The sequence below is a fragment of the Sphingobacterium sp. R2 genome, assembly GCF_040760075.1.
Lineage (GTDB): Bacteria > Bacteroidota > Bacteroidia > Sphingobacteriales > Sphingobacteriaceae > Sphingobacterium.
This window is the reverse complement of sequence record NZ_CP142884.1, coordinates 5,042,954-5,065,358: the sequence shown is the minus strand read 5'-3', so window position 1 is coordinate 5,065,358 and position 22,405 is coordinate 5,042,954. Positions and strand designations below refer to the sequence as shown.

29 protein-coding genes are annotated in these 22,405 nt (G+C 34.2%); 12 read left to right on the top strand and 17 right to left on the bottom strand.

Annotation, left to right across the window (positions count from 1 at the left end):
• Positions 1-131: 131 nt before the first annotated feature.
• Entirely contained in the window at positions 132-758 is a 627-nt protein-coding gene (locus tag VXM68_RS21185) for a hypothetical protein (RefSeq protein WP_367209949.1), read from the bottom strand.
• Positions 759-803: 45 nt separating this feature from the next.
• Positions 804-1,523: a hypothetical protein gene (locus VXM68_RS21180; RefSeq protein ID WP_367209948.1), complete on the bottom strand. Its 720-nt coding sequence runs from the start codon at positions 1,521-1,523 to the stop codon at positions 804-806.
• Positions 1,524-1,743: 220 nt separating this feature from the next.
• On the opposite strand from VXM68_RS21180, the gene VXM68_RS21175 reads away from it, so the two are divergent.
• Positions 1,744-1,986: a hypothetical protein gene (locus tag VXM68_RS21175; protein ID WP_367209947.1), complete on the top strand. Its 243-nt coding sequence runs from the start codon at positions 1,744-1,746 to the stop codon at positions 1,984-1,986.
• A gap of 32 nt (positions 1,987-2,018) precedes the next feature.
• Here VXM68_RS21175 and VXM68_RS21170 read toward each other — a convergent pair whose 3' ends face one another.
• The 3 genes from VXM68_RS21170 to VXM68_RS21160 form a co-directional block, all read right to left on the bottom strand.
• A complete protein-coding gene (locus VXM68_RS21170) occupies positions 2,019-2,267 on the bottom strand; it encodes a hypothetical protein (protein WP_367209946.1) in 249 nt (82 codons plus the stop codon).
• Positions 2,268-2,298: 31 nt separating this feature from the next.
• Positions 2,299-2,895 (bottom strand): hypothetical protein, encoded by a 597-nt coding sequence (locus tag VXM68_RS21165; protein WP_367209945.1) that lies wholly within the window; start codon positions 2,893-2,895, stop codon positions 2,299-2,301.
• A 314-nt stretch (positions 2,896-3,209) separates the two neighbouring features.
• The gene (locus VXM68_RS21160; protein ID WP_367209944.1) at positions 3,210-3,812 is read right to left on the bottom strand and encodes a hypothetical protein; all 603 of its coding nucleotides are present in this window, start codon (positions 3,810-3,812) and stop codon (positions 3,210-3,212) included.
• A gap of 88 nt (positions 3,813-3,900) precedes the next feature.
• Between VXM68_RS21160 and VXM68_RS21155 the strand changes: the two genes are divergently transcribed.
• The 3 genes from VXM68_RS21155 to VXM68_RS21145 all read left to right on the top strand — a co-directional run bounded on the left by VXM68_RS21155 (position 3,901) and on the right by VXM68_RS21145 (position 5,241).
• Positions 3,901-4,266, top strand: a complete 366-nt coding sequence (locus tag VXM68_RS21155; protein WP_286753508.1) for a hypothetical protein — start codon at positions 3,901-3,903, stop codon at positions 4,264-4,266.
• Positions 4,267-4,336: 70 nt separating this feature from the next.
• On the top strand, positions 4,337-4,717 hold the full coding sequence (locus tag VXM68_RS21150; protein WP_367209943.1) for a hypothetical protein: 381 nt from the start codon (positions 4,337-4,339) through the stop codon (positions 4,715-4,717).
• A gap of 32 nt (positions 4,718-4,749) precedes the next feature.
• Entirely contained in the window at positions 4,750-5,241 is a 492-nt protein-coding gene (locus VXM68_RS21145; RefSeq protein ID WP_367209942.1) for a DinB family protein, read from the top strand.
• A gap of 174 nt (positions 5,242-5,415) precedes the next feature.
• Here the strand turns inward: VXM68_RS21145 and VXM68_RS21140 are convergent, their stop codons facing one another.
• Both VXM68_RS21140 and VXM68_RS21135 read right to left on the bottom strand, forming a co-directional pair.
• Positions 5,416-5,826, bottom strand: coding sequence for a hypothetical protein (locus VXM68_RS21140; RefSeq protein WP_367209941.1), 411 nt, complete (start codon positions 5,824-5,826; stop codon positions 5,416-5,418).
• 190 nt (positions 5,827-6,016) lie between these two features.
• On the bottom strand, positions 6,017-6,187 hold the full coding sequence (locus tag VXM68_RS21135) for a hypothetical protein (protein WP_367209940.1): 171 nt from the start codon (positions 6,185-6,187) through the stop codon (positions 6,017-6,019).
• 236 nt (positions 6,188-6,423) lie between these two features.
• Between VXM68_RS21135 and VXM68_RS21130 the strand changes: the two genes are divergently transcribed.
• From VXM68_RS21130 to VXM68_RS21100, 7 genes are all read left to right on the top strand, one after another.
• Positions 6,424-7,695 carry an ATP/GTP-binding protein gene (locus VXM68_RS21130; protein WP_367209939.1) on the top strand — a complete coding sequence of 424 codons (1,272 nt, stop codon included), beginning with the start codon at positions 6,424-6,426 and terminating at the stop codon, positions 7,693-7,695.
• 9 nt (positions 7,696-7,704) lie between these two features.
• Positions 7,705-8,289 (top strand): RloB family protein, encoded by a 585-nt coding sequence (locus tag VXM68_RS21125; protein ID WP_367209938.1) that lies wholly within the window; start codon positions 7,705-7,707, stop codon positions 8,287-8,289.
• Between the two features lie 471 nt (positions 8,290-8,760).
• The gene (locus tag VXM68_RS21120; protein ID WP_165306093.1) at positions 8,761-8,934 is read left to right on the top strand and encodes a hypothetical protein; all 174 of its coding nucleotides are present in this window, start codon (positions 8,761-8,763) and stop codon (positions 8,932-8,934) included.
• Positions 8,935-9,128: 194 nt separating this feature from the next.
• Complete coding sequence (locus VXM68_RS21115; protein WP_367209937.1) at positions 9,129-10,079, top strand: nucleotidyltransferase; 951 nt, start codon at positions 9,129-9,131, stop codon at positions 10,077-10,079.
• Between the two features lie 3 nt (positions 10,080-10,082).
• On the top strand, positions 10,083-11,738 hold the full coding sequence (locus VXM68_RS21110; protein ID WP_367209936.1) for a ThiF family adenylyltransferase: 1,656 nt from the start codon (positions 10,083-10,085) through the stop codon (positions 11,736-11,738).
• Positions 11,735-12,205, top strand: a complete 471-nt coding sequence (locus VXM68_RS21105; RefSeq protein WP_367209935.1) for a Mov34/MPN/PAD-1 family protein — start codon at positions 11,735-11,737, stop codon at positions 12,203-12,205. Before VXM68_RS21110 ends, VXM68_RS21105 begins: the two co-directional genes overlap by 4 nt.
• A complete protein-coding gene (locus VXM68_RS21100; protein WP_367209934.1) occupies positions 12,192-13,016 on the top strand; it encodes a DUF6602 domain-containing protein in 825 nt (274 codons plus the stop codon). Before VXM68_RS21105 ends, VXM68_RS21100 begins: the two co-directional genes overlap by 14 nt.
• Positions 13,017-13,466: 450 nt before the next feature.
• Here VXM68_RS21100 and VXM68_RS21095 read toward each other — a convergent pair whose 3' ends face one another.
• From VXM68_RS21095 to VXM68_RS21060, 8 genes are all read right to left on the bottom strand, one after another.
• Positions 13,467-14,744, bottom strand: coding sequence for an IS256 family transposase (locus VXM68_RS21095; protein ID WP_367209933.1), 1,278 nt, complete (start codon positions 14,742-14,744; stop codon positions 13,467-13,469).
• A gap of 209 nt (positions 14,745-14,953) precedes the next feature.
• Positions 14,954-16,009: a hypothetical protein gene (locus tag VXM68_RS21090; RefSeq protein WP_367209932.1), complete on the bottom strand. Its 1,056-nt coding sequence runs from the start codon at positions 16,007-16,009 to the stop codon at positions 14,954-14,956.
• Between the two features lie 132 nt (positions 16,010-16,141).
• Positions 16,142-16,411, bottom strand: a complete 270-nt coding sequence (locus VXM68_RS21085; RefSeq protein WP_367209931.1) for a hypothetical protein — start codon at positions 16,409-16,411, stop codon at positions 16,142-16,144.
• A 337-nt stretch (positions 16,412-16,748) separates the two neighbouring features.
• Positions 16,749-18,680 carry a hypothetical protein gene (locus VXM68_RS21080; protein WP_367209930.1) on the bottom strand — a complete coding sequence of 644 codons (1,932 nt, stop codon included), beginning with the start codon at positions 18,678-18,680 and terminating at the stop codon, positions 16,749-16,751.
• Positions 18,670-19,188, bottom strand: a complete 519-nt coding sequence (locus tag VXM68_RS21075) for an ABC-three component system middle component 5 (protein ID WP_367209929.1) — start codon at positions 19,186-19,188, stop codon at positions 18,670-18,672. Before VXM68_RS21075 ends, VXM68_RS21080 begins: the two co-directional genes overlap by 11 nt.
• Complete coding sequence (locus tag VXM68_RS21070) at positions 19,175-19,759, bottom strand: ABC-three component system protein (RefSeq protein ID WP_367209928.1); 585 nt, start codon at positions 19,757-19,759, stop codon at positions 19,175-19,177. The genes VXM68_RS21075 and VXM68_RS21070 overlap by 14 nt, the downstream gene beginning before the upstream one ends.
• The gene (locus tag VXM68_RS21065) at positions 19,759-20,115 is read right to left on the bottom strand and encodes a hypothetical protein (RefSeq protein WP_367209927.1); all 357 of its coding nucleotides are present in this window, start codon (positions 20,113-20,115) and stop codon (positions 19,759-19,761) included. Before VXM68_RS21065 ends, VXM68_RS21070 begins: the two co-directional genes overlap by 1 nt.
• 29 nt (positions 20,116-20,144) lie before the next feature.
• On the bottom strand, positions 20,145-20,276 hold the full coding sequence (locus VXM68_RS21060) for a hypothetical protein (protein WP_367209926.1): 132 nt from the start codon (positions 20,274-20,276) through the stop codon (positions 20,145-20,147).
• A gap of 200 nt (positions 20,277-20,476) precedes the next feature.
• On the opposite strand from VXM68_RS21060, the gene VXM68_RS21055 reads away from it, so the two are divergent.
• A complete protein-coding gene (locus VXM68_RS21055) occupies positions 20,477-20,881 on the top strand; it encodes a hypothetical protein (protein ID WP_367209925.1) in 405 nt (134 codons plus the stop codon).
• 97 nt (positions 20,882-20,978) lie between these two features.
• Here VXM68_RS21055 and VXM68_RS21050 read toward each other — a convergent pair whose 3' ends face one another.
• Together VXM68_RS21050 and VXM68_RS21045 are read right to left on the bottom strand one after the other, a co-directional pair.
• Positions 20,979-21,548, bottom strand: coding sequence for a hypothetical protein (locus VXM68_RS21050; protein WP_367209924.1), 570 nt, complete (start codon positions 21,546-21,548; stop codon positions 20,979-20,981).
• 25 nt (positions 21,549-21,573) lie between these two features.
• Positions 21,574-21,936 (bottom strand): hypothetical protein, encoded by a 363-nt coding sequence (locus VXM68_RS21045; protein WP_367209923.1) that lies wholly within the window; start codon positions 21,934-21,936, stop codon positions 21,574-21,576.
• Between the last annotated feature and the right edge of the window lie 469 nt (positions 21,937-22,405).

Below are 22,405 nucleotides of genomic sequence, written 5' to 3'. Positions count from 1 at the left end.
ACCCAAGTTTACATGGAGAAAACTACTTCCCTTAATGATGCCTTTTCTTTTATTATTATCGTTTCCCATAAAAGATAATATATGGGGTCTTACAAATGCAAGACCGCAGTTTAATTTTTTCTGCATGCTATTCATGCAAATTTTTCACGAAATAGCTCGACCATTTCAGATGTATCAATGCAATTTTCGAGATGCAGACGGAGCGGTTCACGCACTTTGGGATACTCGTCAATAAATTCGAGTCCCTCGATCTCTGCTAATCCAAAGTCCTTCATTATTCTTTCAAATAGCGGCTTGTCAGTTCCCCAGTATTTGATATACTTGCTTTGATCTACAAATATTTCAGCGAAATTGTCCTCGTCATGATATAACAAGCCGAATTCGAAAAAGGTATCTTGAGCCAATTCTATTTTACATATCTCCAGAAAGTCAATTACTTCTTCTTTATCGTGGTAACGACCATATATCAAATCTGAATCGATATGTCCGAATAGGGGAGCTGTCACTTCTGGCAAGGATTCCGAAAGCGCTTTCATCAGGGGCCACAACCTATCATTATTGATATTTATTTCTGCATAATATGCAAATCCCAGGTCCGCTTGATCTGGATTATCCCCTTTAAACTTGATCGTATATCCCTCTAAAATATTTGCTGTCTGAGATTCGTGCCATCTTTCACGGATTGAGGCGGGTGTTTTCGGAAGTTCTTCTTCTTTGGCTAGCCGTATAGTTGCAGGCAGTTTTAGTTTATTTCCCATTTGCAAAATCTATCCTATTGTTAATATAAAAGATTTGTCTGTCGTTTAGTAATATTCATAATAATTGCTTTGAAAGTATTGCGCCCTTTTTAAAGAGAAATTGTCCGGAATGAGCTGATTTATGTCGTCTATTACTTTGTTAAGCCGTTTGATTTGACTCAATTTCCGTTGAGGTTCAATCCCGTTATTATTCGCTGTTTCATCAGCTACAAGCTGTCTTAGCCCCTGAATATATAGCTGCCTTTGTTTATTGATAGCGTATGTTTTCCGAAACTCGCTCTTATCTTTTGGCATTAGGAAAATCGAATATTCTACTTCCGCCAGGAGCCTCTTATGCTGATGTCCAAAGTACGAACCTCCTTGTTCAATTAATGCAAATAATTCATTTATTTTTGAAAATAGCTGAACTAATCTTTTGCGCTGTGTTGCATATTTCTGCTCACCATTTACCTGCGTTAAGAAATAGGAATAGAGCATACAATAATTATCCTGTCCAGCTTCGCTATTGAACTCCATATCGTGTTGGAGGTGATAGCTCCATGTGGGATCAAATGTCTCTTTAAATAGAAATTCAGGATGATTACTTAAGATAGTGTCAAAATCCTCCCGACTGTAAACCAGCGAGTCATTCGTTCGAAAATACAGTACGATTAATGAATCCGTTGACAATGTTATTTCGGTAGCTTTTACCAATGCCCCGTTTTGATATCCCAATAATAGTAATATAACAATACAGAACTGAAATATTTTTACAACTAGCTTCATGATATGGCTTTACTGGTTTTTGAATTTACAAAACAGGATGTGAAAAGGCAAAATAAATAGCTCATTAATTATAATTTCCATCTCCATTTTTTTTATCTTGGTATCACATAACCCATGTATATCTAAAGTGTTGGATTTTAATCAACTTTTGTAAAAGAAAGTTCATTCATTACCTTTAGGGGAAGAATTGTCAATCACGGCACTTCTATATTCAAGTAATATGCAAGAAGTATTTGTAAAAAAATATTGGGATGAGGAAGATGTATTGTTTTATCTACATTTTCAAAATGGAGAAGCCATAGAGCAGGTTGAAATTATGCGCGAAGGCAAAGTCTTTTTGTCCATAGAAAATCCCAGAGAAAAAACTTCTATGTTATACGACCAATCATTGGACGAACTTGATTTAGAAGAGAAGGACTTTATAACGAAGGAAGAATTTTATAGAATTTGGAATAAGCAATAAAGCAAAAACTAGGGAAATGAGGTTTTCGATCACTACAAAGTTCCGCCCTCGGGCCAATACTTCCTGCGCATGTTTGGTTCAACAGTAGGCTTATATAAGACTTTATTGCCAGTTGAAAGTGCTTCTGCAATCTGAATAAATGTTTCCGTTTCACTCGGTAGTTGATTATCCACTAAATCAGGATGAAGCCATTCATTCAACTCTAAGAATATCGGTAAATCTGATGGAATGCTCAGCGATATCCAACATTGGAAAGGAGTAATTTTTAGCCTCTTGGTCAAGTTGACTCACTATTTCTCCTCTTAATATCATTTATTTAAATTTCTTTAATTCTTCCAGCAATTTATTCTGTTTGGTAATGAAAGTATTCAGGCTATCTGTTTTTAGAGGATGCGCATTTTGATATTTTTCAATTTCAGGTAGTGTTTTTCTGATTTTAAAAGCAGTATAGGTGCTAACGAGCTTTTCATTATTTTTAGTTATTTGACTGATATGATCTGTTATATCTTTTACTTTAAGATCGTATCGATTAGCACTGGCGCTAATTTCTTTTTTTACCTGTTGTTTTTCAAGTGAATCTGTAATGGCTTTCGTACGTTCATTGGCATCCTGATAATAAGAATTAGTGGTTTCGAGTACACTGTTATATACAGCTAAAACTTTTTCTGTTTCCTCTAATGTCTTCACAATCCTGGAATTGAGAGCTGTAAGGTTTTTATCATCTTTTATCAATTCGGAATAGATATTGTCTACAGTTATATTATTTCCACGATAACTCTTAAAAGAACCTGAAGCAGCCGATTCAGCATTATCCACTGCATTTTCTACAATAGGTGGGTTCTGTTGCTTATTTTCTTGGCAGGAAAGTATAGACAGAGCCAGTGTGGAAGCGAAAAGAATATTTTTCATAATTAAATATACATATTTAACTCTCATTTACCAGAAGGTCTTTATTGACTTTGATATAACAAGGTAGGGTAGAATAATGAAACAGCTGATATGAAAGTTTCTTCAAGTTATTTTAAACAGCAATTGGCAGTTATACTGGATATTACGGTGGCTTATATCATATTATTTCGGAAATCCATGATCAGTGATTTCGAACAATTTTGACCATAAAAATAATGTCCTCACGGATTCCTTCCAGTTCTTGGGAGCACAACGTTGAGAAAATGTAGAAAGTACTATTTTTATTTGTTCGGTATACGCACAGGATTGACTATCTAAGATATCCATGTATAGTCGCGTTTTATCACCTTCCACTTTCCATTAATTTTTTCTAGGATAAAATCATAACCCTGACCGCAAAGTGCTCCGCATACGTAGTCTAACGATACAAATGCTTTTTTGTCATCATGCGACATGATAGGCAAGTGAAATGTATATCTTGACAGAAATTGCTCCTTCGTTTCTGTTTTTTTATGGTATGCCACGTTATATTTCTTTTTGATTTGTAGTGGAATAAATACAGTATCCCTTCCTTTGACCTGATTGAGGTAGCCTGTAGAGTCCAGCTGGCTATGGCCTATTAAGCCCAGCAATTTTTGGATCCTCAGGCCGCCGGGCATAAAGTCTTTGTCGTAGGCATTATATAGCGAATCCTTGATGAACCATTGGTGAATATAGGCCATTGGTTTATTAGTTTTAGCTACTTCATTTGAAATGGAGTTATAGGCAATTACAGCATCCAAAATTTCAGCATAATCATCTTTAACAACTGCATAGTCAAATGCTTGTTTTTGGATTTTGTCTGGTACCTGTTTTTGGTCATTGCTTTGACATGCTATGATGAAAAATAAAAATGGGATTAAAAAGCGTACTTTCATAAATCAATCAAATGGTTTAAAAGATGATGCCGAAATGATTTCTTTTCCATAGGACAATTTACTAAATTCATACATCACGTTTCTATTTATGATACAGTATTTAACAGACGATCAAATCAGAACAAGGCTTAGACTGGGAAAATCTGTAGAGCAGTGGCTGGATGATGTCCAGGAAGATGATTATACCATTCTTAAATGGTTAAGTATTGATAAGGAAAACGATGAAAGTTTTTCTGTCGCCTATTTTGAATGCTTTGATGAGGGGAATGAAGATTTCATGGATATCTATGCGTTTTCATTGATTGATCCTGATGAACCTTTTGGCGTAATTCATACTTTTCCTTCAATCGTTGATGCTTTAGAATTTGCCACATTCAGCTATAAAGCATCTTCTCATAGATATATTTCCACGGGAATGATTCAGGAAGAATATAGGGATTATATTAAACGCTAATTTTATCATCGCATTCAAGATCTATTGATTTAAGGAGGGAAGAAAGTAAGGAAGTTGTTCCAATATAATAATGATGAAAGACCAAGATTTATTTATTAAGGAATTGATCGATTTGTTTCCGAGTTTGAAGGAGGAGCTTTTAGATGAAGATTACAGGGCGTCTATTACCTTTCAAATGGGCAGTTTCAAGCGATTTATGCAGGAAGCGATAGCTAAAAATGACGGGGATAAGTTTGATGCTATGGTAAATTTTGTAACGAAGAATTTGCCTTTAGTTGATAAGCGGGTTCAAAATGCCATTTATCTAAGTTTTTTGGGTAAATTGGATTTTTCTGAAAACCCCCATTTAAAAAAACGGTTAGGACAGCATTTAGGTGGGGCCTATACTGCTATAGATAATTACAATAATTCTCCAGTTAATGATGAGATAAAGGATTTTTTGAATAAATAAGGAACATCGCGGCGCTGATTAAAAAATCAAATATGCAAGATTCAATTATGGTAAAAGACGCACTTTGGAGCCAGTTTGGCGCTAGTTTAGACATGCTTGAAAATGCGATCCATATGTGTACCGATGAGCATTGGGATACAGCATTAGATTTTTGGTATCTGTCTTTCCACTGTCTCTTTTGGACAGATTATTATTTATCTGTAGAACCCAATAAATTTGAGCCACCAAAACCGTTTACATTTTCAGAATTTGATCCGACATGTAAAAAACCGGATCGGACATATACCAGATCAGAAATTTTTGCGTATTTGGAGTACTGCAGACAAAAAGCTAGAACGCATATAGAAGAACTCACTCCTAGCAGAATGAATGCACGTTGGATCAACGAATTTAAAAACTTTTCTTTCCTTGAGATTCTATTGTATAATATGCGGCATATTCAGCATCATGTTGCACAATTGAATTTATACCTTAGACAGACTATTGACCGTGCTCCGAAATGGATATCTCAGGTGAAAGAATAAACTTACTTTAACTAGTGTCTTTTGTAAGTCTGATTTCAATTTCAAGCGATCATTTTCTTCATCTTTTGAACTACCTTAACTTCGTACTTAGTTTTTTTGTAAAGTATCCGTCCTTAAATATTGCTATGACAAAAATGAGCAAATAAAAAATACTTATCGGTGAAATGCTGTCAATTACCCCTTTTGTTTTTTCATTTCTTCTATCTCTCGCTTTAGCTGATTTAGATTTTCTTTCTTGGAAAATTCTTGCTCCGTTGCAGAATAATCGTACTTGGATAGTCTAGCTTTTATCTTAGTATTATTGACAAAAATACCAAAGTCAATGTTTGCTATCGTAAGAAAGCCGACACTATTTCCATCAATTTCGATACTTCCAAATTTTGTGAGTTTTGCCAGTTTGGTATTGAATGATCCATCTGATTCTGAAGATACATTTTTGAGCGTATTTCCTTCAGAATCTAAAAATCGTATCTCGGCATTGGGTACCTTTCTTTTTGTCTTAGCTTCAGTGACAATACCTGAAATCGTTACCGAGTCGTGCGAATCGTTCTCGTCTAGATAGCTTGAAGCTTCGTACCCGCCCAAGACTTTATTGTTTTCTGTTTTGGGTCTGATGATAGAACAAGAGGAGAAACAGAACACGAAAAAAAGATAGAAATTTTAATAGTCCAGATCAGATTATAACTCTTATACATGTGGATCGTAAAGAAAAATAAAAGTATCTGATCACTCTTTGGTATATGTTCGGAAGTCGATTGGCTTAATCTTGAGGGTGTTAGCCTCTAATTTTATAGCCTGGGATATAGAGCGGTTCAACTTTTTCAAGATTTTGGTGCATACCTTTAAATCTGTTCTTCTCAGTAGTTACAGCAGGCCCAGTTTTAGAAACTTTGTGAGTTACTTTGGCACCTTCGTGCTTAGTTTGTTTCTGCAAAGATGTCTTCATATTGTTTTACTATTTCCTTGATACTTTATTAAAAATATTAGGTATTACAAATATAACTGAATTTTTTGGTTGGTCTTCTTAATCGAGTCAATAGACTTATTTGGGCTGTTTGCCCTATTTGTTTATAATGTTTAAAATGTTCTAAAAATGATTAAAATGTTTATTTTGTTTATTTTGAACAAAAATGTAGGTTTTATCATTTTTATTTTTTATTTTTGTGTATAAACAGAAGAGATATGTTAGTTTATTTTGCAGTTTCAAATTTTAGATCCTTTAAGGAAAGAGCCATATTAGACATGAGGAGAACCTCAGTTAAAGGTTCTCCTGAAAATTATCAGGGGGATTTGTTGCGAAGTAGTGTGTTGTTTGGAGCAAATGCCTCTGGAAAATCAGGTTTCTTGAGAGCTATACGAGCGTTGGATTATTTGGTCAATCATTCCGCTAATTTTAAGCCGAATAAAGATATTCCGGTTTATGAGCCATTTATGCTGGATGTTGGTTATCAACAGAAGCCCGTAGAGTTTGAAGCAGAATTTGTTAGTCTTGAGGTGAAGTATTTATATAAGGTAAAGTTTACTGCTACTAAAATAGTTTACGAAGAGCTATTTTTTTATAAGGGTAATTCCAAAGCATTACTTTATCTAAGGGAGACTGATTCAGATATTAAGTTTGGCGATTATTATAAAGGGGCAAAAAAAACAATTGAAAAAATGCTTCTTCCGAATCAGCTTTTTTTATCAAAAGCTGCATTAAATAATGTTGATGCATTAACAGGAGCCTATGATTTTTTCGATCAAATTTTGCAAACCGTACCATTTATGGATAGTGATACAGAAGATGATCTCAAACGATTTTATGCTCGACGTTTGGCAGAAGACGAAGAAGGTACTTTTACAAAGCGTTTTAATGCTTTGATATGTGCTTTAGATACTGGGATAGAAAAAGTCTCTGTTGAGGAAATGGACTGGAAAGGATTTGACTTTCCATCTGCCGTTCCTGAAGAGGTGAGAGGTCGCATACAAGAAAAGTTTAGGTATGATATTAAAACCTCTCACGGACTGTTTGATTCGGGAAGGAGAGTCGGTAGCCATACTTTTGAAGTGAAAGACGAATCGACGGGAACTAAGAATCTTTTTGCTTTAGGAGGAATTATCATTGAAGCCTTAGAAGATGGTTCGGTATTGATCATAGATGAACTGGAGAAAAATCTGCATCCTATGATTACAAGGTTTTTGATTCAAATATTTCATAATCCGGTATTCAATAAATATAATGCACAATTGATATTTGCTACACATGATGTGAGCCAATTGAGTAGTGAAGTTTTTCGTAGGGATCAAGTTTGGTTTACTGAAAAGAACGAATACGGAGAAAGTATTCTGTTCCGTTGTTCGGATATGGAGGGCGTTCGTCTAAATACGCCTTTAGATAAGTGGTATATTACTGGGCGTTTTGGAGCAACGCCAATTATTAATGATATGGAGTTATTAATTGCTATGCAGGACTAATATTTCGAAATGGCTAGGGGGATTAATAAACGAATATTGGTATTATGTGAGGGAACGACCGAGTATATCTATGCTCGTGCTCTGCAGGCTAGCCTTTCGCGTGAGCGGCAACGGATGGTAACTATAGAAATCGTTCAGCATAAACAGAATGACCCCCGTAGTTTAGCGAAAGAAGCGAAGAGAAAAGCTACTAAAGCTTATAAAGAAAAAAATGCCTACGATTGTGTTTGGTTATTTTTCGATCATGATAATTCACCTCATTTAGTTGAAGCTTTTGATATTTGCGAGTTAGAGGGCTTTCAGGTTGCTTATTCTGCAATTAGTCTGGAGTTTTGGTTTACATTGCATTTTGAGGATTGTGGTAGAGCATTTGGAAGTGGTGAAGATTGTTTGCGTAACTTGATGCGACTTTGGCCTGGTTATCACAAAACTAAGCTTAACCATTTCAAATCTTTATATATGCATTTACCTGCAGCAAAAGAAAGAGCTGTACGGCTTTATAGAAGAATGCAAGATAGGGGAATAGTTGATCGCAATCCATATACAACAGTTCATTTAATGGTGGAATACTTTGAGTTGCTAGATGTTGATTAATGTGGAAAACTTCCATCTTGTTTGTAGGAAATGGTGATTTAAATTTTAGTAATTTTGTTTGTAACTGATAGGTTAATAATAAAATAATTAGTAGTATGAAAATGAGATATGGATAGATGTGGGAGGATGGTATAAAAAAAAGAGCTAAGTCTTCGACCTCTTAGCTCTTTTGTATCATCCGTGGCTAGAAAGCCAAGACGAAAGTAATTGTTCTTTTATTTGAACGCAAAATAAAGCTTTTTGTTTTGCATAATCAAAATTTTTTGCGGAAAAACCGCAATTATACTTTCTCTTTCTAGTCACAGCCGGGGTTACACGCTGACCGGTTTCCTAAGTACAAATCACGTTATTTCTGGGATTAAATAAAGCTTAAGCAAGATCGCCTTGATTATCCGTATGTATTTTTTTGCAAAAAGATATTCAATATGGTCTGGTATAAGCAATGGTTAAAATTTCAAAGCTAAAAAAGTTATGGCTGGAAATGGCAAATCGGGTGACAATCGTCGTCACGGATACGTCGGTGGGCGTACGCAGTCTCAAAATCCAACAACAGGATTATGGACGAAGCGTGATACACAAACAGGACAATTTATGGATGTGAAAACATCTGGTGGTAAGTTTAAAGGAGTAAGGAGGGAGAAATAAAATGAAGTACATTAGTTACAATTTAGTGTCAATTCTTTTGATTTTGATATCTGCATATATGATTTATGCGGATAAGGACTATTGGGGTTTGGTAATGCTAGCAGGTGTTCTCACCAGTGTTACACCTAGATATACCAGCTCAAAGGAGAAAAGTAGTACAAATAATAATGAGGAGAGCGAGAAGGAGGTGATAAATGGCAACTGATAGAAGTAGTTACTTATGGGATGTATTGAGCTCCCATAAGGTAAGTAAGGAAGAGGGGCTATTAGATAAGTTCAAAGAAAAGAGAGACACAATAAAGGACCGCCTCAAGGGAAGATTTGGGGATAATTTATATTCTCCTTTTAATTCTGGCTCATTTGCCAAGCATACAGCAATTAATCTCAAATTTGATTTCGATTTAATGGCCCCTTTTAAACGCAACGCCTTTAGTACATTGGAGGAAATGTATGAAGCGGTGTACGACTTTTTATATGAGGAATTTAATGGAGAGGCGCACGTTCGTAAACAAAAAGTATCTATTGGAATAGAATTCTTCCCTGACGTTGACGGAGAGGTAGTAAAAATAGATATAGTGCCAGGTAGAGAATTAAATCAAGGCCAGTATGTGGAGGATGAAAAGCTGAACTTATATGTGTATTCGCAATTTGGCAATCTTGAGCAAGGAAGTGATTATATCCGCTCCAATGTACGCAAACAAGTCGACCATATAAGACAAAGTGGGGATGATCGTACGTCCGTTCGTAATATCATCAGGCTTTTAAAGGTTTGGAAGAAGCATACAAACCAGAATTATCCTAAGTCATTTCTTATAGAGCTTATTGTTATAAAAGCATTCGATAAGCTAGCGATTGAAGGTGGTCTTTGGGATAAGTTACGTTCTGTTTTGGTATTTATTAAGGATAATATAGAATCAATTTCTCTTCCAGATCCGGGTAATACCAATAATGAAGTTGCTGATACATTAACAGATTATGAAAAGAAAAGTCTTTCATCAGATTTTGCTTATCTGATTGAAAGAATTGATGAATCAAGCGATTTGATTAAACTTTATTTTCCAATCAATGAGAAGTTTCCTCCGGAGGAAACTTACGGCTCTAACGGAGACTCTCGTTCTGTGCCTCCTCCTGTCAAATTTGGATAAGACATGGACCGGTTAGACCAAATAGGTTCTGCTTTAGAACAGATAGATGGAGTCGAAATTCTAACTCCCTTTGAGTCCGAAGAAATTCGGCTCAAAGGGAATATAAAAATTTCGATTGAGGACGTTCAATTGGATTTCGCAGTTGAAATATTTGATTGCTATCCACTAAGTTTCCAAGGTCAGGAAGCTATTCGATTTATCAATAAAGATTTGATCTCTTTAAATCACGTTAATAGGGACGGGTCAATTTGCTTACACACTCTACATAGCTCAGATATAACGCAAAAGATAGGTTATGACATCGATTCTTTAAAACAGTGGGTAAAAAAATATTACATTGAGAAAGGAAAAGATAGCCACTACGAGCATATCATTGTTTCTGCTGAATCAGGAACAGAAGGTGAAGTGTTTCTGTTTACAGATGTAGACTACCTATTTAACGATGATGATTTCGGAATTTTTACTTATTCGAGGATTAGTTCAAATATTGTGAAAGGAAAGCCTCAGCAGATATTACACTCAAATATTGTAGTCGATTACCGAATTAAAAATAAAAAAGTCGCTACAAGTAAGTGGGATACAGGTTTTGTTGATTTATATGCGAGGGAGAAGTCTGAAGGACTTTTTGTGTTTCTAAAAGAACCCCCAGTAGAAATGAGTCGTTTTGCGGTATCCGATTGGTCAGCTCTCGATGGATTCCTACCATATTCATTCAAAGAATATTTGCATAATATAAAACGAGCTTGGAAGCCGAACAATGGTAGTTATGTATCTCTTTTGTTAGGATACAGAATAGATGATATCAATATTCATTGGCAATCAATAAGGATTGATATGGATAAAACTCCAATCAAAGCTGATAGAATTCCTAAAACGAGGGTTTGGAATTACTTCTGCATACCTCAAGAAATAAAGTGGCAGCAAACGGATAATTGTTCCTATGATTTTTTCTTTGGAAGAGGCAAAATGAACGATCGATTAGCTAAAGCAAAAATTGCAGTATTAGGGGTGGGCGCGATCGGTAGCAACCTGGCAAAAACTTTGGTAAGGGGTGGTGCAACAAATTTGATAATTATTGATCACGATATGAAAGAGGCTGGAAATGTATGTAGATCGGAGTATTTATTTGCAACTGGAGTGAATAAAAAGATTCATGAGTTGGTGACGACGTTAAGGTCGATTTCTCCATTCGTTGCACTGAAATTTAATGAACAGTTATTGGATACAGCGAAGCTTAGAATTGGTAACGGTGAATGGGCTAACTATCTCTGCGAAGCACTTTCTGATTTTGATGTTGTATTCGATTGTACGACGGATAATGATGTAGCATTTATGTTGAATAACCTCCCAACAAAATCTGATATTTTCAGTATAAGTATTACAAATCATGCCAAAGAGCTGGTTTGTACGGTAAATCCAAATTTATATAGTGCAACCAATGCTATTTATGCTTTATTGAATAATGATGTGGAAGATCTTTACAATCCTACAGGATGTTGGAACCCTACATTTAAGGCTTCATATAACGATATTTCTGTACTAGTACACTATGCTTTAAAGCAGATCAATTTAAATTATGAACGCGAAGTTAAGCTGCGGTCTTTTTACCTCTCAACGGATAACAAAAATGGATTTGAAATTGAATTACAGCAGCTGTGAAATTGGTAAATAAGGAAACTGGATTAAGGATTTCTATTGAACAGAGTTTAATAGATATGCTAGTGCTTTATGGACGTAATCAGTATCCAAAAGAATTTGGAGGGGTTTTAGTAGGATATTATTCGGACGATAAAAGAACGGTGAACATCATTGATAGTATATTACCAATTGATTTTAAATCTACCAAAACAAGCTTCGAAAGAGGTGTTGAAGGACTGAAGGAAGCGTTGGAGGAGTATTACAGACAAGATCCTTCTTTAGTTTACATCGGAGAATGGCATACACATCCAGATAATAACCCCATACCGAGCGTAACAGATATTTCGGCAATAAATACGATTATAAACAGTAAGCATACTTTCATTACTAATCCTGTTTTGCTAATAATTGGATATTCGAAGTCCTCAGTGACTTTTGGATTTTACGCATGGTTTGAAAATAAATTATTCAGATATGAACCAAGTTAATTTAAAACAATTATTCAAGGGGTTACAGCAACAGATGTCTGCCCAATTGAACACAAATCGAGAATTTATTGACCATCCCGGATCTAAAGGCGATGCCTTGGAAAATGCGTGGATTGAATGGTTACGAAAATACTTACCAAATAGATACTGTGTTGATAAAGCAATTGTGATAGATCATGAAGGCAACACAAGTCAACAATTGGATATTGTGATTTACGATAATTGGTTCACTCCATTTATTTTTAATCAAAACGGTTTTTACTACATACCTGCCGAAGGCGTATATGCTGTTTTTGAAGTAAAACCTGATATACAAGGAAATGTCGGAGACAAAAATTATATTGAATATGCGGGAGAAAAGATTGAAAGTGTAAGAATATTGAAAAGAGAAGCGGCAAGTTTCATCAATGGCGGACATAAATCGTCTCCTCGTCCTTTAACTAAAATCGTTGGGGGGATATTATGTAGTACAAACACATTCACACACCAAAACAATAACACTATTGAAAAGCACATAAAAGCATTAGACAATCTTCAAAGTATTGATTTGGGTTGTATTGCTGATTATGGAAGTTTTTATATTGACTATAATCCTAATGCAGAAATTACAACCGCTGGGCAAGATGCTTATTTAGAGTTTTACTCTAACAGAAAATTCAACAAAATTAAATTCAGCAATGCCGACAACTCTTTTGTAACATTCTTTATGCAATTAACGAGGTATCTGCAACAGGCAATCGGAACAATACCTGCGATAAATCTAAATGCCTACTTAAAAAATATTGGTGAAGAAGTTGACGAGCAGATATAAAACCAACTCCCCTATGGAATTTTCAATAATCTATAAAGATATACAAAACCTCATATCCATATTTAGCACAAGAGAGCTGGCATACCTCTCGTGGCTAGCTATAATTATTTGCCTGATTATATCATCTCCTAAGCTACGTAAATCAGTATGGAATTTACTAAAGCTTTTGTTTAATTGGAAGTTCAGCATTATATACCTGCTGACGCTAGGTCACTTTTATGGCTTGATATACCTACTGTCAATATTTGGTTTTTGGGATAAATCCTTGCTAAAAGATACAATATATTGGGCTCTATTGAGTGCTAGTATGTTAATGTATCGGATTGCTACAAATAAAGCCCCCCTAAACCTCCTCAAAAATGCTATAAAGGACAATGTTAGGTTGTCTGTTTTTCTGTCATTTGTAATGACCTTGGGAGTGTAACACCAACTGTGTCATAGGGTTAAAACTTAAAAACCTCTTTCGAGCTTGAGCCTATCCCCAAATCTAATATAAAGTTGGGATATGGTCAAGCCCCAGTTATGCATTGGCATTGTCCATTTTTTTGCGATATCCTTTATGATCAGATACATCAATTTCATTAGTGCCTGTTCGGAGCTGAAGGCTCCTTTAGACTTAATGACTTTTCGTATCTGACGGTGCATTCCCTCGATCGGATTTGTGGTGTATATAATCTTGCGAACCTGATCCTCGTACTCAAAGAAAGTAGAAAGATTGGTCCAATTATCCATCCAAGATTTGGCAGCGAGAGGATATTTCTTGCCCCATTTTTCTTCGAAAGACAAGGGGTTCTCATAACCTATTTCTTCGTTCACGGCTTTATAGACTGGCTTTAAATCCTCCATAACAAGCTTTTTATCTTTCTCAGTGACATAGCGCATACTTGTTCTGATCTGGTGAACAATACACAACTGGATCTTTGTTTTTGGAAAAATAGCTTCTATGGCCTCTGGAAACCCTTTTGGACCATCAATACAAGCAATAAGGATGTCTTCAACGCCACGTTGCTTTAGATCTGTAAGAACTGAAAGCCAGAACTTAGCTCCCTCATTTTCTGAGCTATAAAGACCGATTAGATCTTTTCTACCATCCATACCAACTCCTAGGATATTATAGATAGCCCTCGATTCAACAGTTCCATTCTGGCGAACTTTGATGTGCATACAGTCCAGGAATACAAAGGGATAAACAGCTTCAAGAGGCCTGCTACGCCACTCATTTACCGCTGGAAGCACACTTTCTGTAATACGTGATATTTCTGTGGCAGAGATCTCCATTGCATACATTTCGCGTATAAACTCGCTTATCGCCCGTGTGCTCATTCCTTTGGCATACATGCTCAACACGTGTCCCTCAAGCTGTTCAGTGATGATTAATTGTCTCTTAGGTACTACTTTAGGCTCGAACGTTCCCGATCTATCCCGGCCTGTTTCCAGCTTAAATGTTCCAGTGTTAAGGCCACGGACAGTCTTTTTGGTCTTGCCATTTCGACGGTTGCTATTGCCCGAAGCTTTCTCTTCGTTCAAATGGTTTTCCAGTTCTCCATCCATCATTGATTCCAACAGATGCTTCATTAACGGCGCTAGGACGCCATCATTGGGAGACAAACTTTTACCTTCGTAAAGACCTTGCATCTTCTGCCTTGAAGCGTTCAAAACGGCGAAGCCCTCTTGAGTTCCTTTAAAAACAAACACTAACGAAAAATCGAATGGGTCTTTTTCTTTCATGACCGTGTCGTTTGAATAATTGAATATAAATAATCTTATTGAATTATTCCTCTGACACGAGTTCACGTTACAGTCTCATAGCTGAATCCCTTAGAACATTACTTCGAATCCCTAAGTGTATATGTGAGGTTTCAGATCTGGATGCTTCGGCTTGGTGTCAGGTGTTACGCTCCCTTTTAGAAAACGAGTTCTCAATTTTTAATATTAACCTATATTTCCCGTATAAGATTCAATGTATTGTTCACATACGATTTTAACTCATAGTCATTTATTGGTGTTTCAAAATATAGAGGATTACTATGGTGAAATTCCTTAGAGTAATCATTTATCTCTATTATATTATTTAATATAGATTTATATCTATAAAAATCAGTGTTCGTTGTTGACTGTCTAATTTTTTCGATTATATCCCCTAACCATTCATTTTGTTTAATTATTCCGAAGTATTTTATTCGAAATATACCTTCTATTACAGGGCGGATACATCGTATAACTTCTCTTTTTTCTAAATCTGTTTGTGCCCCGTTTAATATATATTCATTTAGTACTGTTAAGTCTTTAAAAATTCCCGATAGATTTTCTCGCTCAATATTGTGTAGTTGGAAATAGCTTGTTTCTGAATTCGTGTTTATTTTGATATTCTCACAAGGGATTGAACTGTTCGAGAATTTTTTAGATAAATCGAAGGCAAATCGATGATCATGCGTTAATACGATTATTTGTTTTACTTTGCTAGATAACCTGTATATCATATTTATGGTGCTACTTTTTCTTGAATAATCAAAACTGGTTATAGGATCGTCTATTATGATAGTGTAATTATTTAGATCTGGGGTTAATTCTAACTTAGAGAAGAAAAATGATATTGAGAGAGCACTTTTATCCGCCTCGCTTAAAGAGTATTTAAGAGAATGTATTTTTGTGTTTGTGATAGGATAACCAAGTATCTCTAGGGTGTAAACTGCCTTAGTGTTATATTGATTTAACCTTAGAAGTTTCAAGGAAGGGTTAAAGTATTTCAGATATTCATTAATCTTAAATAAGTATTGGTCTTGATATTTTTTAGATAATTCTACCAGTCCAACTTCGATATCTTTAATTTTTTCCCGAGTTGCCTTTTTCTCAAGACTGTTTTGAATCATGAGCAACTCGTATTCTTTCTTCTTTACTTCATCTTCAGTTTTATTTTTTTTAGCTCTGATGTTTGTTCTTTTAATTTGTAATTTTTTAAGTTCAATATTTAAAATGTCGATTTGCTTTCTCAAATTAATAGCGTCTTCTCCTAGAAGAATTTCGAAAATTGAAGACCCTTTATGATCATCCTTGACCGTAATAACATAAACATTATCTTCAACATAAAAACTATCAAATATTTCAATTTTTTCGTAGTGTTTATTTCATTTGTTTCTTTTGTAATTAAATTCCCTTTTTGTTGAGTCAAATATTTGAATTTCTATTTGACCATCTGAATGAAAGGATTTTTTTTTAGACAAAATCTCGTTATTTCCTTTTAAAGATCTAAAAAGTAAGGAAAGAGTGGTTTTCCCACTTCCATTATTTGCATATACAATGTTTATATTTTTCAGAATCCCATTCCAGTTTTCTTTTCCAAATACAGGGTTTTTGAGTTTTCCTAGGTTTTTAATCGTCGCAATTTTGTGAATCATTAGGTTAATTAATATGGATATTGAAAATATGTAGATTTATATTGAGCTCCATATTGGAGTTTATGCTGTAATATACAAGAAATTGACCAATGTTAAATATAGTTTCATGAAAATTATGTTAATATTTTTTGATGTGACTGTAACGTAAACTGTCGTACATTTGAATAAATAAGAAGCGCATGAAGTAAGGCTGATAAACTGTTGGTATAAAAAGTCACTGATTTGGTTTTTGTAATAAACATTTTGGTGAAATTTTATTTTTCTGAATTCTTAATTAATATTTTATGTAATGTTAAAGTTCTTTTGAGATAATTAAGTTTCAAATAGACTGATTGAGTTAGATATTTTTTAATGATCTGTTATCCTTCTTATAAAAATCTCCCACTACCAAGTCACTATTTTCTAATTCACTAGAAATATATGATGTTGTGAAAATGAGCTGATATGAGTTAGGATCAAAGCTTTTTAGTCTCTCAATCACAATCTTTTGAAAATTTTGAGCTCGTTCCTCTTCAATACCTTTATCCTCCATGTTATCGCCAATTAGAAGTCTTGGATATCTCATTTGTGGTATCGATAATGATGCAAGAAATAATGCAAATCGAGCAGTCAGTTTTAAATAAAAATTAGAGCTTGCGGAATATTTTGCATGTTTAGTAGCTAAAAAAGCAATATTATTAGAAAAGTCAATGGTAAATTCATTGGCATCTTTAAACTCATCTTGCCTATCCAGATCGTTATTTAACAGATATAATGCTTCATTTTTGATGGTCGTCTCAATCTGAAGCTTTAATTTAGTTTGTTGATTTTCGGCGTTTCTAATGAATCTTTCTATTAGGTCTTTATTTTTAATTAATTCATCTCGCTTTGTTAAGAGTTTGTTATAATATTCTGCATTTTCCAGCATCGTCCTGTATTGTAGAATTTCGCCTTCAATGAATCCTTTTTGTAGATATAATGATTCGATTTCATCCTGTTTACTACTTCGTACCTCCTTTACTTCTTCGTCGTATTGGGACTGTAGGTTTTTGAGTATACCTAATTCCTTTTTTAATTTGGGACCAAGCTCCTCAAGATCTTTTTTAAGATCTTTTTGTATAGAATTTGATTCGATAATTTGGAAACTTAGCTCTTGCTGCATCCTCCTTCCTTGAGTTATTCCATAGTTAGAATCTATTTTGCTCTTACATAATTTGCACTGGTTTTCGGAGTTATTGTCAACTTGAATTTCTATCTCAGAAAGACATTCAGGGCAATAATCCAAATTAAAGTTGTTTAATAGGTCTCTTGTTATCAAAGAATTATTTAAAGCTTTTCTTTTTTCTTCCAAGGAAGCAATAAAAAATTCATTATCAGCTATTTCGTATTTGGTATTCTCATATTCATTTTTTATCCCTTCGACAATTTTTCGCTGATTCACAATTTGATTACTAAGTTTTTTAAAGCCGAGCTTATTTATATCAATTTTGCTTTTTTGATTACTGTCCTGTCTTAGCTCTATAATCTTATTCTCAATTTTCGATATTTCAAGTTGCGAATTATCTATTTTGGTCTCCAAATTCACTGGATCAAGGAGAAGGGGATCTGAAAAAAATCCTTTTGTAGCCTTTATTTCAGCTTTAATTTCATCAATTTCTTTACCTATTGATATTAATTGTCTTCTATTTTGATATAAGTCATCATCATAAATACCCAATAAGAGTTCGGCAATTGTTTCTCTCGTTATCTGAGAGTCAAATTGCTCATATAAAAATAATGAACTTGTTGGTGAGTCTTGATCAATATACATCAAGCGCAATAATTGATGTATGGTAATATTACTGTCTCCTTTTACTATAGGTATGTCGAGATTATCGAAAATAACATTGGAAAAACTTTTGGTTTCGGGATAAGAGTTATACCCAAATTTTTGCCAATTCTTCTCGGGAGGTGGGTTTATCGCCTCATCATAATTTCCCCAGAAGAAATACATTGGTGTTTTTGATTTAACCTTTAAGTTTTCATCCAATAATATTGGTCTTCTTATAGTTATCACAGCACCGTTCATCTCTGTTTCAGCATATACTTCTTGGCACCTTTTTGCTTCTGGGACAAAGTCTGTGAAATCTCCTCCTAGTATATAGAACAGAAAATTTGAAATAGTTGATTTGCCACTACTGTTTTTACCCCTGATAATATTGACTCCTCTATGAAACATTTGATCATAGGCTATCTTACCATTGAGTGAAATTACAACTAACCTATTTATAAATAATGTATTATACGTCATAGCGACTTACCATTAGTTTTGTTCTACTTTTTAACCCGTTGGGACCAAATAAAGAAATGTCAGAAAAATAAAGAGTCATTAATGCTACCACATTTTGCTCTGTATAACTAAGTGGTTCAAATTCCGCATGATATTCCTCCAGCAAGCTTTCAGAAATAATTGAAACTCTCTTTTCTTTAAGTAAAGTTTTATCTATTATTCCATAAGACGCTAAGCATTGTAGAGCTGTCAATTGATAGGGTCTAAGTTTTTCAAATACTTTTTTGTTGTCGAACACTTGATTGTATGGATTATTCCTTTCTTTAATAAATCTTTTTCTTAACTCTCTTATTTCATTGTCAGTTTTGGTGAGAGTGATTTTATGTACTTCCTGTGGGAACAAAAAATAAAAATCCCAAATTCTTAAACGATCTAATTCTATAAATTCAGAATGTTTATAGTGTGTCAAAAATCTTATCATTCTATATATAGCATGATAATAATCGAATGCTTGGTTATAAATTATCATAATTCGTCCAATTTAAATGACACTTTCCTGTTAGAAAAAAGATCATACCATATAGATCATCTACATTATAATTAAGGAAAGTGTCGTCCATTCCATCTTCATTTAATAGATTGTAGATTTGGTCAATAATCCTTTCTTTAACTGCTACTTTTATTTCATTAATAGAGGCGTCACTGTCTATTAATGGCTCAATATATGTTTCAAAATTTAAATTTATTATGGCAAATAATTCAAGATCAATTAATTGAGCGGTTTCGTATAATTTATTTCTTTCCAGTTTTTTAACATATTGGTGCTTCCTGTATGTAGCTCTATCAATATCGCGTTTCTGAAACCCCCCATCTGATAATTTATCAGGCATACTTCGCCCATCTAACTTGGTATTATAGCGATTAAAATCATCAATGAATTTATTGTAATGTACACTACATTCAACTTCTTCTTTCAACCTTTTAAAGCGTTGTGCAAGCCTACTAACTTTTGTGAACGCAAGATTCCCATTTACATTATTGATATTAACTTGTTGTTTTATGGGCTCGTGATTGTTTACATGTTGAGATTCAGATCCCATTAGAAAGAAAGATTTCCTGAATTATTTTGAATATTTACTTGCTTTTCAATACTCCCAAAAGAATTAATATTTTGTTGAAAATTGCCAGAAAGCTCAATTTGAGCTTTTTCTATCTTTTCTTGAAGAACAGTTCTGAATAAATCATTACTTGTTATTTCATGCTCTAGCTCTTTTTTAAATTCTTCCGCGTTATCTTTAGCATATTTCTCAATATTTTCTTTTCCTTTTTGTTCAAAAGGACCTTTTATAAAAGACCAAATGTCTTCACCAACTTTTGTTGCGAGCCCCTCAGCGGTTTTATCAATAAAAGGTTTTGCAAATGTATAAGCCAATATGGCAAGACTTACTATTTCCATGTTTTAATTTAAAGGTTAATATGGTAAAATTATAAAAATAAATTGTGATTTAAATTATTGTCTTCAATTATTTTCATCAGATCGACCGTTTGCTGGCGGTCCAGATTTACCAGACCAAAGTCATCGATACCAAGTACGTCCTTTTTTAATATTTTATCCATTAGCTTATCGAGAGTGCCCTTTTAGTCTTTACCGTGTAAGAAAGCCACTCTTATTTGTGTTTCAATATCCGTCCATCTCGTTTATTATTGTTATTATCGTCTACAAATCCAATAAAAGAATTTGAGAGGTCCCCTTTAAATCCTATATTAAAGTTGATTTTGTTGACCAATCAAATGTACTCTATAATAATCAGTTTAAAATGGAACTAAAAACAATAGCTGCTTTTTACTCGGCAATTTTATCGACATTATTAGCGATAAACACATGGTGGAAAAGTCGGATAGCCTTTGATACTACATATTTTTTCACTGGCGAACCAAATTCAGATGACGTTGTTGTTCTTTATAATAAGTCTTCAAAACACATAACCATCACTTATTTTGAATTTCTAAAAGGTACGAGCAAGAACGATCCTAATATGAAGCCCCATTATATGGGGATCGAAGGGTCATTTAAGGTATTCTCAATTGCACCAAACCAGAGCTTAGAGATAAAAATTTCAGATCAATACAAATTTGGTAACCTTACTAATACTAAGATTTTTCTTGAATTAAATATCATGGGTAAAAAGAAGGGAAAAATTATCGAGATCTACCCAAAGTAGAAACAAATGATTGTTGCCAAATCTTGGTAGTGTAAACTACCGTACGATTAATCTTAAGCTGCTTTGCTGCATGTAATTCTATTTGAAACTAATAGGATTAGAATTTTTTTAGTAATTCTCCGATTAAATCTTCACTAGCTTTGATACCAATTTCCTTAAAATTTGTCGTTGTAATATCTGCAATAATGGGGCTTTTGACTCTAAGCTTTTTTACTGCATATTGATCAATACTTATAAGTTCTTGGTATAAATTTAATGCTTTTAAATACTTAGGATTGTTTTTGAAAGCATTCTGACAAAATGAAAGGTCTCCTGTATCACGCTCAATAATGACTTTAGAAAAATATACAGCCATTCCCTCTTCGAGGTAATTAATTTCTCTACCTGCTACTTGTTTTACAGGTGAAATAAGATGAACAACTTCGTGCGACAGTTGAAATATACCATCGGTAAGATCGTTAATTGCTCCTATTCCGTTAAGCATTATCTTGTAGGAATCTTTTCCTGTTTCAGGATCTAAACCATTATCTACGACAATAGGATTCCCATTATAGTAAGACAAACCTCCGTAGTGGTAGTCTATTTTATTACCGAACATTATTTCTGCCTCTTTAAGATATTTATATTGGAGATCCTCTAATTCAGCTTTATTATCTATTATACTCATCTTAATAGGCAGTTTTAATAAAAAACTAACTTATTTTATCATACAAATCCCCTATCCGCACTTTCAATTTGTCATAAAACGCTTTTTTCTGTTGTGTCAACTTAGTTTCTAAGGCTAAACAATCCTCGATTAATTCTAAAACTTCCGCCTTGGTCTTAAGTACAAATAGTGAAGGGAAGTTAATATTTAATTTTTGACTCACCAACATTATGACATTCCAACCAACTATATGTTCCGCTCTTTCAATCCTGCCTATCAACGTGTTGTCGGTCTCACTAATAATACCTAAGTCAAGCTGAGAATACTTGTGTTCTAGTCTCCTTAATTTGACAGTTAGTCCTAGTGAGATATTAATAATTTCTATTTCGATTTTTGAATAGTTGGTCATAAACCAAATGTTGACATAATCGAGAGTTTTATTCGATACATATTTGTATTGAATAAATAAAATTTGTATATTTGCTTAATATTCATTCAAATCTTGGATAGAATAGCATTTGACTAAAAGAGTCTCGATAGTGAATTCCGACAAATTACTAGTGAACGAGACGGTAGTCCAATGCCCATGTAGATATTTTTGTACTTTTGTGCAAGCTATAGCTCGTGGGCGACTATCGTAATTCCGTTTCACTAGGCCGTCGGAAGCCTGCTATACGGTTGATAGGAGCCCGCTATAGTTCTTAAAAACCTTATGGGACTCACTTTATAAAATTTAACTTAAGTGAGCTATGAAACAAAAGAAACAAATCACAAAAAACATCTTCAAGTCACCCGAGTAGCTCAGTATGATTCAGCCAGCAATGATCTGGTCACATCAGCTATGGAATTCGAGATGCCCAATTATTTACCTAGTGATA